Origin of the sequence: Halomicrobium sp. IBSBa (assembly GCF_017612575.1) — an archaeon.
Lineage (GTDB): Archaea > Halobacteriota > Halobacteria > Halobacteriales > Haloarculaceae > Halomicrobium.
In genome coordinates this window covers 1,165,442-1,180,145 of sequence record NZ_JADPQC010000001.1, presented here as the reverse complement: position 1 = coordinate 1,180,145, position 14,704 = coordinate 1,165,442, and the positions used below count along the sequence as shown (strand labels likewise).

Below are 14,704 nucleotides of genomic sequence, written 5' to 3'. Positions count from 1 at the left end.
CGACCCGGCCGCCGGAAATTCGTTTCGTCCCGTCGGTCACCCCTCGACTGCGAGTCGCCCCGCGACGAACGCCGTCGCGTCGGGTACGACACGAGCGTACCGGACGACGCTGTCCAGTCTCGGCTGCAGCCGCTCGGGCGCGACTCTGGACGGCGACCGGTCGAGCCGCCGCCGGACGCCAGAGAGCACCTCGATGGCGGGCGTCGCCAGTGCGACGGCAAGCGGCCGCGGCGTCGCGGCGACGGCGTCCTCGACGGCACTCACGGCCGACGCGTGGGCCGACTGGACCGTCTCCTCGGTCACCGCCGTCCGGTACTCGCCGCTCTCGATCTCCGTGACGACCTGGTCCAGCGCCTCTGCTGCGACCAGCCCGCGCCCCGACTCGATCACGGCGGTCGCGTAGTCGTGGCGATCGCGGGCCTGAGCCGCGTGCTCCGTGCGCCAGTCGACGGCGTCGGACGCCTGCCGAAACAGATGCCGGGTCGGCGGCTCTGTGGCGGCGTCGGCGTCCAGTACCGACGCCTCGGCGTCGACGTACTCCGCGACCCGATCCCGGGTCGCCCGAAACGAGTGGTCGAGCCGCCGGCTCGCCGCCGCCAGGTGGGACCGCCAGGCGGTGCCGTCGGTGGCGTCGACGAAGGCGTCTCGTAGCCGACGCGCGTCGGCGGTCTCGATCCCGGCCGTCTCGATGGCCTCCCAGCTGTCACCGACGGCGAAGACGGCGGCCTCGGGCTGGTCGGGGAACGGCGAGCGCGGGCCGAGCCGCTCGCGTGCCGTGTCGAGCAGCGACTCGACGGTCGCGAACCCAACCGTCGCAGCGACGGGGTCCGGGGCTCGATAGTCGAGACTCGCTTCGACGGCCGCACGCTCGGCCCGGACCTCGTCGTACCGATCGCGATACGCCCCGCGGTCGGCGTCGCCGCTCGCCGCTTCGTACGCTCGCCGGACGTTGACGGCGTCCCCACGGCGGTCGCGCCACGTCGCCAGGCGCCTTCGGGGCGCTCCCTCGGCCGACGAATCCAGCTCCGTCGCGACTCGCGCTCGCTGCTCGCGCAGCTTCTCGGTTATCGCGCCGTTGGGCACGGACAGCTCCGGCGGCACGCGCTCCAGCGTCTCACGCGCCGCGGTCCGGTGGTGCTCGATCGCACTGCTCGGGACAGACAGCGGATTCGTGGCCGGCACCCACGGCGCTTCGCGTTCTCGAATCGCCCGCGCGATCGCGTCGTCGTCGATCTCCGGTTCGTCGTCCCCGTTCGACGGGAGCGCCGAGCAGCCCGCCAGCGCGCTTGTTCCGACCCCGATCGCTGTCAGGAACCGCCGGCGACTGAGCCGGCTCATGGCGATCCCTCCGTGGGATCGAACGGCTCCGGACGCGGTGGCCGGCCGCAACTGCTGCTCGTGCCCGCGCCGTGACCGGAGAACCGCTCGCCGGCAAACGGGAACCTGATCGCGAACCCCGTCGTCTCGTAGGCCGTGGCCCGACACTCCACGTCGGCGGGTCGCAGCGCCCGGCAGAACTGCGCCGACGGCCCGCTGGCGTCGACTTCGACCCACTGGAGACGGACCTCGGAGCACGCTCGAATCGCCGTCGTGAAGAGGTACACCGACTCCTCGCCGTCCAGTGCCGTCGCCTCGGCGAACGATGCCAGCGTACGTGCCTCGCTCGTCTTCGCGAACGTCACGTCGTCGAGATCGTCGCCGCTGGTGAGATAGGTGTGCCTGTACACCGGCGGCCGATCGTCGGTCTCTCTCGGCGTCGGGAGCGTCTCGCCTTCGGTGAACAGCGCTTTCCCGTCCGGATTGCGAACCGACGCCACCTCGTACTCCGTCACTCGCTCTCGGCCGTCGCCGGGCTGTTCGTCGCTCGTCTCCGCGTTCCACTGGCAGCCAGCCAGCGCCGCGACAGTACCGCCTGCGATCGCCGCGAGACACTCGCGGCGGGAGGGCTCGACCATGTTCTCTCCTCCGACCACACCTCACAAACGTCTTGGGGACGCCCACTCCGGACTGCGCTGGCCGTCGCCTCACCGGCGCTGTCAGGACAGCGTCACCGTCTCGCCCAGCGTCGGCGCACTGGCGTCGTAGCCCTCGGCTCGCAGCTCTCGGGCGAACGACTCACAGCGGTCCCCGTGGTTGATCAGCAGTCGGCTGTCTCGGTACGCGTCGAGGAACGACTGGAGCCCCTCGCGGTCGGCGTGGGCGGAGAAGTCGTACGCCTCGACCTGCGCGCTGACGGGCATCACGCGGCCGTCGATCTCGGCGCTGCCGGTTTCGAGGAGGTCCCTGCCCGGCGTCCCCTCGACCTGGTAGCCGGTCATCGCGATCGTGTTGACCGGCTGGTCGGCGATCGCCGGGACGTAGGTCATCGCCGGCCCGCCCGAGAGCATCCCGCTCGTGGTGACGACGACGGCGTTCTGGTCGGCGATCCGTCGGCGCTGGCCGTCGCGGCCGTCGACGAACCGGGCGTTCGAGACCGCGCCGCGGAAGGCGTCGGCGTCCCGGAGGAACGCGGTGTGGTGGCGCAACTGCTCGATGACACGCTGGCCCATCCCGTCGACGTAGCAGTCGATGTCGTGGGCCGCACAGACGAGCATGATCTCCTGTGTGCGGCCGATGGCGAAGGCAGGGACGACGACGGTCCCGCCCTGCCAGACGGTCGTGCGCAGCGTCTCGACGAAGGACGCTTCCACGTCGCCCCGATCCTCGTGGCTCACGTCCGAGTACGTGGACTCACAGATCACGGCGTCGGCGTCGGGGCGGTCGGTCGTCGCCGAGACGAGGCGCTGCTCGTCCGTGTGGAAGTCGCCCGTGTAGAGGAGGCGGGTGTCGCCGTCGGAAACGAGGACGTGCGCGCTCCCCGGGATGTGGCCGGCGTCGTAGAACGTCACCTCGTAACCGGCCGCCTCGAACGGCTCGCGGTAGCCGTGGGTTTCCGAGACCTCGCCGATCCGGCGCACGTCGTTCTCGGTGAAGGGGCACCGCGGGCTCCCGCCGTGTAGCTTGAGCGTGTCTTCGGCCAGCGTCAGCGCGAGCTCTCGGGTCGGTGGCGTCCAGTGGACGGGGGGCTGTTCGGTCCCCGAGAGCAGCGCCGGCACCGCGCCGACGTGGTCGAGGTGGCCGTGTGAGACGACGACGGCGTCCGGGTCCACGTCGCCGACGGGGTACTGCGGGGGCGACTCGCTGGCCATGCCGTAGTCGATCAGTAGCGAGTCGTCGATCAACACGGCGCTGCGACCGATCTCGCCCGCCCCGCCCAGGAACTCGACGTCCATCGTCGCCGGCTACGGTGTCGGCCCGTTTGACCCCATCGGTCGACCCACCAGTGCCCCTCCTATCTAAGATACGTAACACTCCTGTCGTGGGTTCGAGCCCTTCCGGCTTCGAGGGGTGTTTACCGACCGTCAAAGTGGCGGGCTCCGTGTGAACTAAATGGTTGGCTAATAACCAGATAGTATATGGTATCCGGGATGTCGGGCGGGGTTCGGACGAGGGTCGTTCCGGCCGTCGTGGCCGTGCTGGTGGTGCTAGCGACCGCGACGGCACCGGTCAGTCTCGCGAGCGGCTCCGCGACCTACTCCTGTCGGGAGATCAACGGTCACAAGTACTGTATCGTCGACGTCTGGTCCGAGCAGGACGACGTGGCACCCGGCGAGTCGGTGACGGTCCACGCGGTCGTCGAGAACCAGGGATCGAAGACCGGTTCGATCAACAGCTACCTCGGCGTCCGACGACCGGACGGGAGCAAACACTACCCCAGCGGTGACGAGGCCTACGACATCGCCATCGGAGAACGCGTCGAGCTCGAGTACGCCACCGAGATTCCCAGCGACGCACAGGAGGGCGACTACGAGATCACCGTCGACGTCTGGACGGGCAACGACGCGGAGATGTTCGACACCTCGGGGTGGCGACAGGCCCTCTCCGTCGCGGAGCCGACGACCAGCGCGGCTATCACGGGAACCAGCGCCTCCGGGACGTACGAACCGGGAGACGCCGTCCCGGTGGACGTGACCGTCGAGAACACGGGCGATACGACCCACGAGTTCTACGTCGACGCGAGCCTCCAGCGGCCCAACGGCGCCTGGGTCACGGGAGAGGGTACAACCGTCGACCTGCGACCGGGTGAACAGCGGTCTCTCACCCTCGACGCCCGGGTGCCGGACGACGCCAGCGAAGGGAGCTACAGCGTCGGTTCGGGTGTCTTCTACAGCAGCGCCAAGGACGATCAGTACGAGTACGGCCTGGACCGTGACGCTGTCACGGTCGAAGCCTCGAACAGCGCCCCGTCGGCGAGCCGGGACGGACCGAGTCGAGACGTGACGATCGACCAGGGAGCGACAGTCACGTTCGCGGTCGACGCGGACGACCCGGACGGGAACCTGGCGGGGACGGAGTGGTACGTCGACGGCGAACTGGCCGACGAGACGCAGTGGATCGACGGCTCGTCGGATACGGCCGAGTTCTCGCGGACGTTCGACGAACCGGGAACCTACACCGTCGAGGGCGCGGTCTTCGACGGCGAGCGGGCCTACAGTTCGCTCGTCTCCTGGACCGTCACCGTCGAGGAACTGTCGACCGACGCGGCCATCAGCAGGATCGACGCAGACGGCGGTCCCCACGCGCCCGGTGAGAGTGTGCCGGTGGACCTGACCGTCGAGAACACGGGTGAGACGACCCACGAGTTCTACGCCGACGCGAGCCTCCAGCGACCCAACGGTAACTGGGTCACGGGCGAGGGCACGAGCGTTCGTCTCCAACCGGGCGAGCGGCGCTCGCTCACGCTCGACGTTCGGGTGCCCGACACCGCGAGGGACGGCAGCTACGACGTCGGAGCCGGCGTGTTCCGTTCGAGCGCCAAAGACGACGGCCTCGGCGGCGCACAGGAGCGCGACGCGTTCGTCGTCGAGGCGCCGACGGCCGACGTGGCCATCGTCGACCGGCGCGTGGCGGGCGAGGAGTTCTCACCCGGCGAGACCGTTCCGGTGGAGGTGACCGTCGCGAACGACGGCGAGGCGACGGGGACGTTCTACGCCGACGCGAGTCTGCGACCGCCCGGCGAAAACTGGCGCACCGGCGAGGGACGGACGGTCGAACTGTCTGCCGGTGACGAGCGGACGCTGACGCTCGACGTGGCGCTGTCGGACGACGCCACCGTGGGGAGCTACGACGCCGGCGCTGCGGTCTACCGTTCGGCAACCAAAGACGACGCCGTCGCCCAGACGACGATCGACGGGGCGTTCTCCGTCGCGGGCCGCCCCGACGTGGCCATCGTCGACGCCGACGTTCCCGGGGAGACCTACCGGGCCGGGGACACGGTTCCGGCGGACGTGACCGTCGAGAACGACGGGACCGGAGCCGCGACGATCGCCCTCGGCTTCTCCGTGGAGGGTGTCCAGACCCTGACAACCGACGAGTGGGAATTGGATCGGCGTGGGATCCGACTCCAGCCGGGCGAGCGGCGGACGATCGCGGTCGAGGGAAGCGTCCCCGAAAGCGCCACCGTGGGCGCGTACGACGCTGCATTCACGCTCGGGACGGTCGACGAGAGCGGCGACGTCGAGCGGGTCGATTCGGACCGGGCACGCGACGAGATCACGGTCGCCTCGGAGGTCGTCACGATCGAATCGGTCGACGTGACGCCGGAGCGACCCGGCGTCGGCGAACGCGCGACGGTCACGGTGACGCTCTCCGCTGCGATAGCGGGGGGCGCGGACGCGACGGTCCAGGTCGGGCTGGGCGACCAGCGCAGCTCCCGGACCGTCGCGGTTCCGGCGTCGGGGACGGAAACCATCGAACTCGGAGTGACGGTCCCCGACGAGCCTGAGCCGGAACTGACCGTGACGGCCGAGCCCGCGGACGGTCGCACGGTCACACGCAGCCGCACGCTGGGTACCGCCGCGAACGCGACGCTCTCCGGGCGAGTCCTCGATGCCGACGGCGACCCGGTCACCGACGCGATCGTCGAAATCGACGGCCGAGCGTTCGAGGTCGACCGGGACGGCCGGTTCCGCGCGACGGATCTCCCGGCAGGGCAGATCGACATCACCGCCGTCGCGGGCGACGTGAGGCGGACCCGCTCGGTGCGGCTCGAACGCGGGGGCGATCGCTCGATCGAGATACGGACCGGTTCGGCGGGAGCCATCACTGACGTCGACGCGCCGCCAACCTACACGCCCGGGGAGCCAATTTCCGTCGCCGTGACTGTCCGGAACGACGGCGAGTCGACGGCGACCTTTACGCTCGATCTGACGGGGTCGGAACCCCGGACGGCCGAAGTCCGACCGATTACCGTTCCGGCCGGGGAGACCGAGCGCGTCTCTCGGGAGGTGGTCCCCCAGACGGCAGATGGGTCTCCCGACGTCGGGGTCGAACTCCGGAGCGAGGACGGGACGGTGGTCGACGAGCGGGCGGTCGAACTCTCGGAGACGCCGACGCTGGTCCAGGTGACCGTCACCGACAGCGACGGCGAGCCAGTCCCCGGCGTCGCGGTCGGAACCGGGCTCGACGGGCCGAAGACGCACACGACGAACGAAGCGGGCGTGGCGACGCTCCCGCTGACGACGCCGACCACGACGTTCGGCGACGCGGACGAGCCGGCCGATAGCTGGACGACGATCGTCAGCTACGAGGCCGAGGAGTACGGTGTCGACAACTTCCAGCAAGTCGAAGTGCGCCGTGGCACCACGACGCGAACCACGGTCGACCTCCCCTCCCGATCGCAGGTCGGCGGACGCGTCACCACCGATGGGGAGCGCCTCACCGACGTCCAGGTGTTCGTCGGCGAACAGTCGGCGTTCGTCCAGTCCAACGGGCGCTTCACGATCGACGAGGGGCTCTCACCGGGGAGTTACTACATTCGCGTCAAGAAGAACGACGCGGTCGTCCTGAACACCGTCAAGCAGATCGAGACGGGGTACACGAACCTCCACCTCGAGGTCCCGCACTCTCGGTACGAATCGGCGACCGGGCTCGACAACTACGTCAGCAGCGTCGTCTCGCAGGCGATCTCGGACGACCAGACGGCCGCCGTCCGCGACGAGATCTACGGTGACGTCACCGAGTCCGACATGACGCTGCCCCAGGGTGGCTCCTCGGAGCACTACGTCACCGATGACGGCAGCTACTACACCTCTGGGCCGTGTGCCTGGTACAACTCGGAGGAACAGTGTGCCGCCTCGAAGGTGACGACGGGCGGCACCGAGTCGACAAGCCGCGCTCTCAACGAGGGGATCGTCTCCGGATTCGTCACCGGCGGCGAGGAGACCATCGAGGGGTTCAAGCAACTGCTCAAACCGATCGAGTACCTCGGCCAGCTGTTCTCGCTGGCGATGCAGATCGTGCGCGACCTGGGGCTGATCGAGGAACTCATCGCGGCGCTCCCGGGGCAGGTCGTTGGCCAGCAACAACAGGACAACCCCTACGAGTCCGGCACACCGGAAAACGAGACGTTCGCCAACGGCTGGTACGGCGGCTACGGCTCTTTCCTCCTGATCTCGAGCGTCGCCTCCGGTGGCAGCGCGGGCGCGACCTCCAAGGCGCTCTCGACGACCTCGAAGTTCAACAAGGTCGCGAGCAAGGCCAAGGGACTGACGAAGTCGAAGAAGATCGACCGGTTCCGCCGCCGGGGCGACGATCGCGGTGACACCGGCGGTGCGCCCGACGCACTGGACGACCTCGATCCGGACACCCGCGAGCAACTCCAGAGCCTCCGCCAGAGCGGGGCGCTCGGGAGCTTCCTCACCGCGACCGGTCAGCAGGGCGCGAAACTGCTGAACCGCCTCGACGGGCCGACCGCGAGCCGGACGATACGCCAGTACAACGCCGGCCGACTCGACAGCGACGCCATCCGGCGGACGAACCGACTGCTCGACGCCGGCGACATGGACCAGGCCGACTACCAGCGGCTGCTCGGGCTGCTGGAGACGAAAGCCGACGATCCGCTGCTGGACCGCGATCTCGACAGTGACGATCTCCTCGACGTTGCGGAGAGTAACGGCGACCTCAGCGAAACGCGGTGGGCGGTCAGAGCGGATCAAAGCGTCGAGGGGCTGGACGACGAGATCGTCTGGCTCGAAGAGGGCGTCCCAGGGGACGACGGGACGGGGTACCAGCACATAATCGACAAGCACGAGAGCGACATCACCGGCAAATACGACGGCGTCGACGACACCGGAGAGGTCGAAGCCCTCGTCAACCAGGCCCTCAAAAATCCGGACCGAACGATGCTCACCTCGGACGGGAAGGCCGTCTTCGTGTACAGGGTCTCCGAGGGCGAGAAACCGCTCACAGTGGTCGTCGGCTCGAACGGCTTCGTGCAGTCGGCGTACCCACAGCAGGTCGGAGGATAGCGCCGTGCAACCGCCCACTGTGCGAATTTCGGACGTCGGTCGAAAAAACGGTCATCGGACCGTCGTCTTCGAGGCCGACGGCACCGAATTCGGCGTGTTCGACGGGTACAAGCAGGGCGCAGACGGCGTCATGCGCATCGCGACCGCCCCGTGGATGGACGACACACAGGTCCGTCCGGTGGTGCGGGCGACGATGGAGGTTGCAGTCGAGCCCGTCGAGACAGCCGGACAAACGATCGAGGCTAGCAGCGAGCAGCCGACTGGATGGGAAGATCACCTGTTTTGGGGCCAGGTCGTCGATGTCCTGGAGAACACCGCCACCGTTCTCGAATCGGTACGGCTGTTCGACGACACCGACCGAGACAGCCCGGGCGTCGGACTCGATCCGACACCGTTCGAAGACGAGCCATCCGCGGTCGTCGACGTGGGAATCGGCGCCGTGTTACTCGATCTCGCCGACGTCGCCGTCGACGTAGAATCCGGCGAGTACCTTCGATGCACCGCCAGCCGGACGGACCTTCTCGGATACGATCGGCGCGCCTGAGCTCCGTCTGGTGGATACTACGTGTTCCCGAAGTCGTCCAGCATCGCCACGAACAGCTCCTCGGCGGTCTCGTCGTCGTACTCGTCGCCCGAGACTGCGACGTAGAACACGACGTTTTGCTGGCGCTGGTAGAGACCGACGGTCCGCAGCCCCTGGTCGTTCTGGAACCGTGCGGCCGTGGCAGTCGCCGACTGGGCCACGTCTCGCTCGCTCACCGTGCCGCCGCTGTTCTCGATCTGCCCGAGGTGGCTGTCGAGCCAGCCGCTCGCGTCCGCCCCGGTGTCGTACACCGCCACCGAGGCGAAGACGTACGTCTGCTGGCTCCCGTCTTCGGCGGAGAAGGCCCGCTCGTGGAGTACCTGAACGCCCCGATCTACCATCTGTGTGTACGTCTCACCGGTCGCCTGATCGCGGTGCTGGACGGTGTCACCGGCGATGGAGAACCCGTCGGGGAGTTCCGAGAGCGTGAGCTGTATCGTCTCGGTGTCGACGTTCGCCGCCGGACGTGCGGTCCCGGTTGACTCTGTGGGGGCTGGCCCCGTCGACGTCTCCTCGACGCCCGGCCCGGAGGACGCGGGCGCGTCGGTCGCCGTCGCCGGGGTACTCGCGGTCGAACTCGCCCCGTCCTGGGGAGCAGTGGCCGTGAGGGTCTGGTCGGACCGATCGATGTCGGGCGTCTCCGTCTCTGTCGCCGTCGGAGGCTGTCCGCCCAGCTGACTACACCCCGACAGCACCAACAGCACGACCAGCAGCGTGACGATCCGCATACGGGTGCATACGGACATGTCGGCTAAAACATGGCGACTGTCGCCCGGGCTCGCCCGTGCGTGACCACGCTCACCGGCGTCGATTCTATCGGCTCGCTCGCCGGGTCAGATACTCCGCTCGCCGGTGCGCTCCTGTTCGGTCTCGACGAGGGCCTCGACCTCGCTCGCCGAGACCGTCGGCAGCGGGCCGGGGACGGTCCGGGTCAGCGCGGCGGCGGCGGTCCCGTAGGCCAGCGCCTGCTCCGTCGGGGCGTCCTCGTACAGCTGGTGGAGGTAGCCGCCGAGGAAGCCGGCGTGCGTGCCGCTGGCGTCGATCACGTCGGTATCGATGGCGTCCTGTTCGTGGACGACGTTGTCGTCCCAGGCGACCGCACCGCGCCCGCTGCGGGTGATCACGACCTGCTCGAAGTCGCCCTCGGCGGCGAGCGAGTGGGCCAGCTGCCGGGCCTTGCCAGAGCGGTCGAACACCGCCTGTGCGTCCTCTTCGTCCGCGACGAGTACGTCGATGGCGTCTTGCAGAGAGAGGAGCGCCTCGCGGGCGTCCGCCAGCGACCAGAGGCCGGACTGGTAGTCCAGATCGAACACGCAGGTCCCTTCGCAGGCCCGATAGAGCGCCTCCGTGGTCCGTCGGGCCGTCGGCGAGAGCGCGGGCGTCGAGCCGCTGACGAAGAACACGTCGGCGTTCTGGACCATCGCCATCCGCACGTCCTCGGTCGACACCGTGGCCAGCGCGGTGTCGCCCCGGTCCTGGACGCTCACGTCGTCTCTGGGTGGGCTCCCGCGTTCGACGAACTGCAGGCCCTGCCGGCCGTCCTCGTCCCAGACCACCTGCGTCTGGAGCCCGTCGCCCTGCTGTTCCAGTTCGGCGACGACGCGCCGACCGAGCACCGTATCGGGAAGCTTCGACAGCCAGACGGCCGGCGCACCGAGTCGCGTGGCCGCGACGGCGGCCGAACTCTCGGTGCCGTCCGCGTGTAGCGATACGTCTGTCGCCGTCTCCAGGCGCTCGTGGTCCGGCGGGCTCAGTCGCAACGCGGTCTCTCCGAACGTGACGAGTCTGCTCATACCCACCAGTCGGCGGCCGGGGGCTTAGTTGCGGTGGGCGTTTCGGCCGGCGATTTCGATCGATCGCAGCGGCGTCTTCCGGCGGTCCGCGACACGGCGAGGGACGCCCCTCGGCGGGAGCCGTTAGGTCCGACGACCGCTGTGGCCCGGATAGTCCCGCTCGAACCGGTCTTCGAGCTCGCCGCGGTCGATCTCGACGACGACCGGTCGACCGTGCGGACAGGCGTAGGGGTTCCCGCAGTCGTCGAGCGCGGCGAGCAACTCCCGGATCGACCCCTCGGTCAGCGAGGTGTTGCCCGTGATCGAGGGGTAACAGGCGAGATCCGCCAGCAGCTCGTCGGCGGCCGCCTCCACCGTGTCGGCGGCCTCGTGCTCGCCCGCGACGAACGCCGCCAGCACGTCCTGGACGAGTTCGGGGCCGGCGGCGTCGGCGATCACGCCGGGGACCGTCCGCACCTCGACGGTCCGATCTCCGGTTCGGTCGGCGTGAAAACCCAGCCGCGCGAGCGCCTCGACGCGGTCCTCGAACACTGCGGCCTCCCCCGCCGTCAGTTCGAGTTCGACCGGCTCGGCGAGCGCTTGCGTCGTCGTCTCGCCCTCGAAGGCATCTTTCAGCCGTTCGTAGTTGATCCGCTCGTCGGCCGCGTGCTGATCGATCACGACCAGTCCGTCGTCTGTCTCCGCGACGACGTAGGTCTCGTGGAGCTGCCCGAGGATCCGCAGGGCCGGCAGCGAGTCCAGCGACTGGGTCGGTTCCTCGCCGCCCAGCCGGGCCTGCCGGTCGTCGCCGCGGAACTTCCGCTCTGGGTCCGTGTCGCGCCCGGAGCGGGCACGTCCGCGGTCGGCGTCGCTCGTCCGAGTCGGTCCGCTCGTCTGGCTCGACTGCGCGCTCGTCGATGGCTCATCCCGTCCGCTGGACGCGCTCGACCGACTCCGCGACGAGGCGGTGTCCGCCGCGCTGTCGCCCGTCCCATCGTCGTCCGTCACGCCCGTCGCCCTCGTCGCGTCGGGCTGTCTGCGGTCGCCACTTTCGCCAGCGGACGCGCCACTCGCGCCGTCGGCGGTTCGACCCGAAACCGAGGTGTCTGGACGGCTCGTCTCGCCAGCCGTGTCGTCGCCGGCCTGCTCCTCGCCGGCCTCCTCGTCGGCCCCGGCGGCGTCGGTCTCGTCGTCCACTCGTCCGGATTCGGGCGTGATCTCGGTCTGCTCGGCGGCCGAGCGGCCCCGCGGTGCGCTGGAGCGGACGAGCCCCTCGGAGAGCAGCGCCGACTGGACCGCGTGCTCGACCTGTCGACGGACGCCCTCGTCGTCTGCGAAGCGAACCTCCATCTTCCGGGGGTGGACGTTCACGTCGACGGTCGCCGGATCGACGGCACAGAACAGCACCGCGAAGGGGTACCGATCGGGCGCGAGCTGGGTGTCGTAGGCGTCGACGATCGCCTCCCGCACCGCGTCTGCCCGGACGTACCGGCCGTTGACGTACGTCGAGAGGTAGTCCCGGCTCGCGCGGTTTGTCTCGGGGTGGCTCACGAGTCCGGTCACCGACTCCAGTGGTCCGTCCGGCAGATCGCTGTCGTCCACCTCGATCATCGACTGTGCGACCTCGCGGCCGTACACCGAGAGGACGGTCGCTTCGAGATCGCCCTGTCCCGTCGTCGCGAACGTCTCTCGGCCGTCGTGTGACAGCGTCACCGCCACGTCGGGGTTCGCGAGCGCGTAGCTGGTGACGACGGTGTTGACGTGGGCGAACTCCGTGCTGGCCTGCTTGAGGTACTTCCGGCGGGCCGGGACGTTGTAGAAGAGATCGTCGACTTCGATGGTCGTCCCGGCGGGACAGCCCGCCGGCTCGACGGCGGTCACGTCGCCGCCCTCGACGACGAGTTCGGTCCCCTGCCGATCGCCTCCGCGTGGGCGCGTGGTGATCGTCGTCCGAGAGACCGCCCCGATCGCGTGCAGCGCCTCGCCACGGAAGCCGAGCGTCCCGACGCCGTTCTCCAGGTCCTCGATCGAACTGATCTTGCTCGTCGTGTGCTCTTCGACGGCTCGCTCGACGGCCTCACGACTCATCCCGATCCCGTCGTCGGTCACTTTGATCCCCTCGATACCGCCCTGCTCGACGGCGACGCTGACGCGGTCGGCGTCGGCGTCCAGCGCGTTCTCGACGAGTTCCTTGACGACGCTCGCGGGCCGCTCGACGACCTCCCCTGCCGCGATGCGCTCGACGGTCGCCGAATCGAGCTGTCGGATCTCGGTGTCTGTCCCCTCGCTCATTGTCCGATCGTATGGCGGGAGCGCCTTGAGCCTGCGGGCTCCGGTGTGGGCGGTGTCTGGTACTGCCGGCTGTAACTTCGTGAAGATCTTCGCCACCTCGGGGTGGCGAAATCGTTCACAGATGTACAGCCGGTAGTATGAGTATCACGTCGCCTCCGCCGGGAACAGGTTGATAACGCCGTATCGAGTACGCTCTCGTGTGCCAGCAGGATTCGATCCATCCGACGTGCCACTGTACGAGGACCAGCAGGCGCGCGACGACGCCTACTACGAGGCCGAGGCCGAATCGACGCCCTTCTTCGCCGTCGAGCGCTACGAGGAGGGGTACGCGATCACCTACGATCTCCTGCCGGCGGGCTACGAACTCTCCGAGCCGATGCGCAAGGAACTCAACGAGCGCGTGACCCGCAAAGTCGAAGATGTCGTCGGCGACGAGGCGCTCGCGACCGTCGAGGTGAGCCGCTCGATCGGCGCGTCGCTCGGCAACGTCTCCTTCTTCCAGCAAGAGGCGACGGCCCGCGACGTGGCCGCGGTGATCTCTCGGCTCGTCCTCGCCGAGGAAAACTGGGTCGAGGCCGACGGGCCGGGCGACCTGCCCCCGACGGAGATCCAGAAGAACTGATCCCGTCGCGGGCGGTCGCCCTCAGACTGCGAGCGCCTGCCAGCCGACGTACAGCCCCGCGAGGACGAAGGCCGCGCCGATCGCCCGGATCAGCGAGTGGTACCGGCTCCCCGCACGCTCGCTCGATCCGTACTCGCCGCGACGGTCCTGTGGGCTGCGTCCGGCGCTGTAGGCGGTCCGGACGGCTCCCGGCGCGGCCAGGAAGACGAGCCCCAGGCCGACGCCGAGGACGGCCGCCAGGACGGTGCGAGTGTCCATCTCAGTTGCGGAGCCGCTCGATGCGCTTCTCGACGGGCGGGTGCGAGGCAAAGAGCGTGGCCAGCAGGCCGCGCTCCTCGCCGAAGATACACAGCGCGCTGACCTGCTCGTCGATCGCGGAGTCCTGGGCGCGCTCGCTCCCACGCGAGATCTTCTCCAGTGCGCTGGCCAGTGGCTCGCCCCCGACCTCCGCTGCGGCGTCGCTGTCGGCGACGTACTCCCGGTACCGGGAGATCGCCAGCACGAACACCATCACGATCAGCTGGACGATCTGGCCGACGACGATCGCCAGGAAGAAGTCGGCCAGGTCGTTGTCGCCGGTCAGCAGGACGATCCACTGGGCGGCAATGGAGACGATCGAAGCGATTCCCTGGCCCAGCACCATCATCACTACGTCGCGGTTGCGGATGTGAGCCAGCTCGTGGGCGAGGACGCCCTCGACCTCGTCTGCGTCGAGGAGCTGGAGCAGTTCCTCGCTGACGACGACCGTCCCGGCACCCTTGCGGCCGACGGCGAAGGCGTTGGGCACGCCCATCCGCGCGACCATCAGCCGCGGTTTCTCGATGCCCATGTCCGTCGAAAGGTACTCGACTTGCTTGTGGATCTGGGGGAAGCGGTCCTCTGGCAGGTCTTCCGCGCCGACGCTGCGCAGGGCCGCCCACTTACCGATCTTGTACTGGACGCCGACGAAGAGGACGCTCCCGACGAGGATCAGCGGGAGCGCGCGCTCGCCGAACAGCCCCATCAGCACTACCGCGGCGACCGCGTAGAAGCCAAACAGCAGCGACCCCACGAACGCCATCCGGGCTTTCAGTCCGACGTGTCTCAT

11 protein-coding genes are annotated in these 14,704 nt (G+C 69.1%); 3 read left to right on the top strand and 8 right to left on the bottom strand.

All coding sequences use genetic code 11. The features are described from left to right. Positions 1-36: 36 nt before the first annotated feature. The 3 genes from IL252_RS06005 to IL252_RS05995 form a co-directional block, all read right to left on the bottom strand. Entirely contained in the window at positions 37-1,338 is a 1,302-nt protein-coding gene (locus tag IL252_RS06005; RefSeq protein WP_208627256.1) for a hypothetical protein, read from the bottom strand. Then, positions 1,335-1,955 carry a hypothetical protein gene (locus IL252_RS06000; RefSeq protein ID WP_208627255.1) on the bottom strand — a complete coding sequence of 207 codons (621 nt, stop codon included), beginning with the start codon at positions 1,953-1,955 and terminating at the stop codon, positions 1,335-1,337. Before IL252_RS06000 ends, IL252_RS06005 begins: the two co-directional genes overlap by 4 nt. 81 nt (positions 1,956-2,036) lie before the next feature. After that, entirely contained in the window at positions 2,037-3,272 is a 1,236-nt protein-coding gene (locus IL252_RS05995) for an MBL fold metallo-hydrolase (protein WP_208627254.1), read from the bottom strand. A gap of 183 nt (positions 3,273-3,455) precedes the next feature. Between IL252_RS05995 and IL252_RS05990 the strand changes: the two genes are divergently transcribed. Both IL252_RS05990 and IL252_RS05985 read left to right on the top strand, forming a co-directional pair. Then, positions 3,456-8,348, top strand: coding sequence for an NEW3 domain-containing protein (locus IL252_RS05990; RefSeq protein ID WP_208627253.1), 4,893 nt, complete (start codon positions 3,456-3,458; stop codon positions 8,346-8,348). Positions 8,349-8,352: 4 nt separating this feature from the next. Further along, entirely contained in the window at positions 8,353-8,892 is a 540-nt protein-coding gene (locus IL252_RS05985) for a hypothetical protein (RefSeq protein WP_208627252.1), read from the top strand. A gap of 17 nt (positions 8,893-8,909) precedes the next feature. Here the strand turns inward: IL252_RS05985 and IL252_RS05980 are convergent, their stop codons facing one another. The 3 genes from IL252_RS05980 to mutL form a co-directional block, all read right to left on the bottom strand. Then, positions 8,910-9,659, bottom strand: coding sequence for a hypothetical protein (locus tag IL252_RS05980; protein WP_208627251.1), 750 nt, complete (start codon positions 9,657-9,659; stop codon positions 8,910-8,912). 105 nt (positions 9,660-9,764) lie between these two features. Continuing rightward, positions 9,765-10,724, bottom strand: coding sequence for a sugar kinase (locus tag IL252_RS05975; protein ID WP_208627250.1), 960 nt, complete (start codon positions 10,722-10,724; stop codon positions 9,765-9,767). 123 nt (positions 10,725-10,847) lie between these two features. Next, positions 10,848-12,995, bottom strand: coding sequence for a DNA mismatch repair endonuclease MutL (gene mutL / locus IL252_RS05970; protein WP_208627249.1), 2,148 nt, complete (start codon positions 12,993-12,995; stop codon positions 10,848-10,850). Between the two features lie 199 nt (positions 12,996-13,194). Here mutL and IL252_RS05965 point away from each other — a divergent pair, with 199 nt between their 5' ends. Then, on the top strand, positions 13,195-13,617 hold the full coding sequence (locus IL252_RS05965) for a hypothetical protein (RefSeq protein WP_244256862.1): 423 nt from the start codon (positions 13,195-13,197) through the stop codon (positions 13,615-13,617). A 21-nt stretch (positions 13,618-13,638) separates the two neighbouring features. Here the strand turns inward: IL252_RS05965 and IL252_RS05960 are convergent, their stop codons facing one another. Together IL252_RS05960 and IL252_RS05955 are read right to left on the bottom strand one after the other, a co-directional pair. Beyond that, positions 13,639-13,875: a hypothetical protein gene (locus IL252_RS05960; RefSeq protein ID WP_208627248.1), complete on the bottom strand. Its 237-nt coding sequence runs from the start codon at positions 13,873-13,875 to the stop codon at positions 13,639-13,641. A 1-nt stretch (position 13,876) separates the two neighbouring features. Next, on the bottom strand, positions 13,877-14,704 hold the full coding sequence (locus IL252_RS05955; protein WP_208627247.1) for a M48 family metallopeptidase: 828 nt from the start codon (positions 14,702-14,704) through the stop codon (positions 13,877-13,879).

Coding starts and splice junctions, on each gene's coding strand:
- IL252_RS05980 (WP_208627251.1), bottom strand. CDS start 9,659: ATGCGGATCGTCACGCTGCTGGTCGTGCTGTTGGTGCTGTCGGGGTGT.
- IL252_RS06000 (WP_208627255.1), bottom strand. CDS start 1,955: ATGGTCGAGCCCTCCCGCCGCGAGTGTCTCGCGGCGATCGCAGGCGGT.
- IL252_RS05955 (WP_208627247.1), bottom strand. CDS start 14,704: ATGAGACACGTCGGACTGAAAGCCCGGATGGCGTTCGTGGGGTCGCTG.
- IL252_RS05960 (WP_208627248.1), bottom strand. CDS start 13,875: ATGGACACTCGCACCGTCCTGGCGGCCGTCCTCGGCGTCGGCCTGGGG.
- IL252_RS05990 (WP_208627253.1), top strand. CDS start 3,456: ATGGTATCCGGGATGTCGGGCGGGGTTCGGACGAGGGTCGTTCCGGCC.
- IL252_RS06005 (WP_208627256.1), bottom strand. CDS start 1,338: ATGAGCCGGCTCAGTCGCCGGCGGTTCCTGACAGCGATCGGGGTCGGA.
- IL252_RS05975 (WP_208627250.1), bottom strand. CDS start 10,724: ATGAGCAGACTCGTCACGTTCGGAGAGACCGCGTTGCGACTGAGCCCG.
- mutL (WP_208627249.1), bottom strand. CDS start 12,995: ATGAGCGAGGGGACAGACACCGAGATCCGACAGCTCGATTCGGCGACC.
- IL252_RS05995 (WP_208627254.1), bottom strand. CDS start 3,272: ATGGACGTCGAGTTCCTGGGCGGGGCGGGCGAGATCGGTCGCAGCGCC.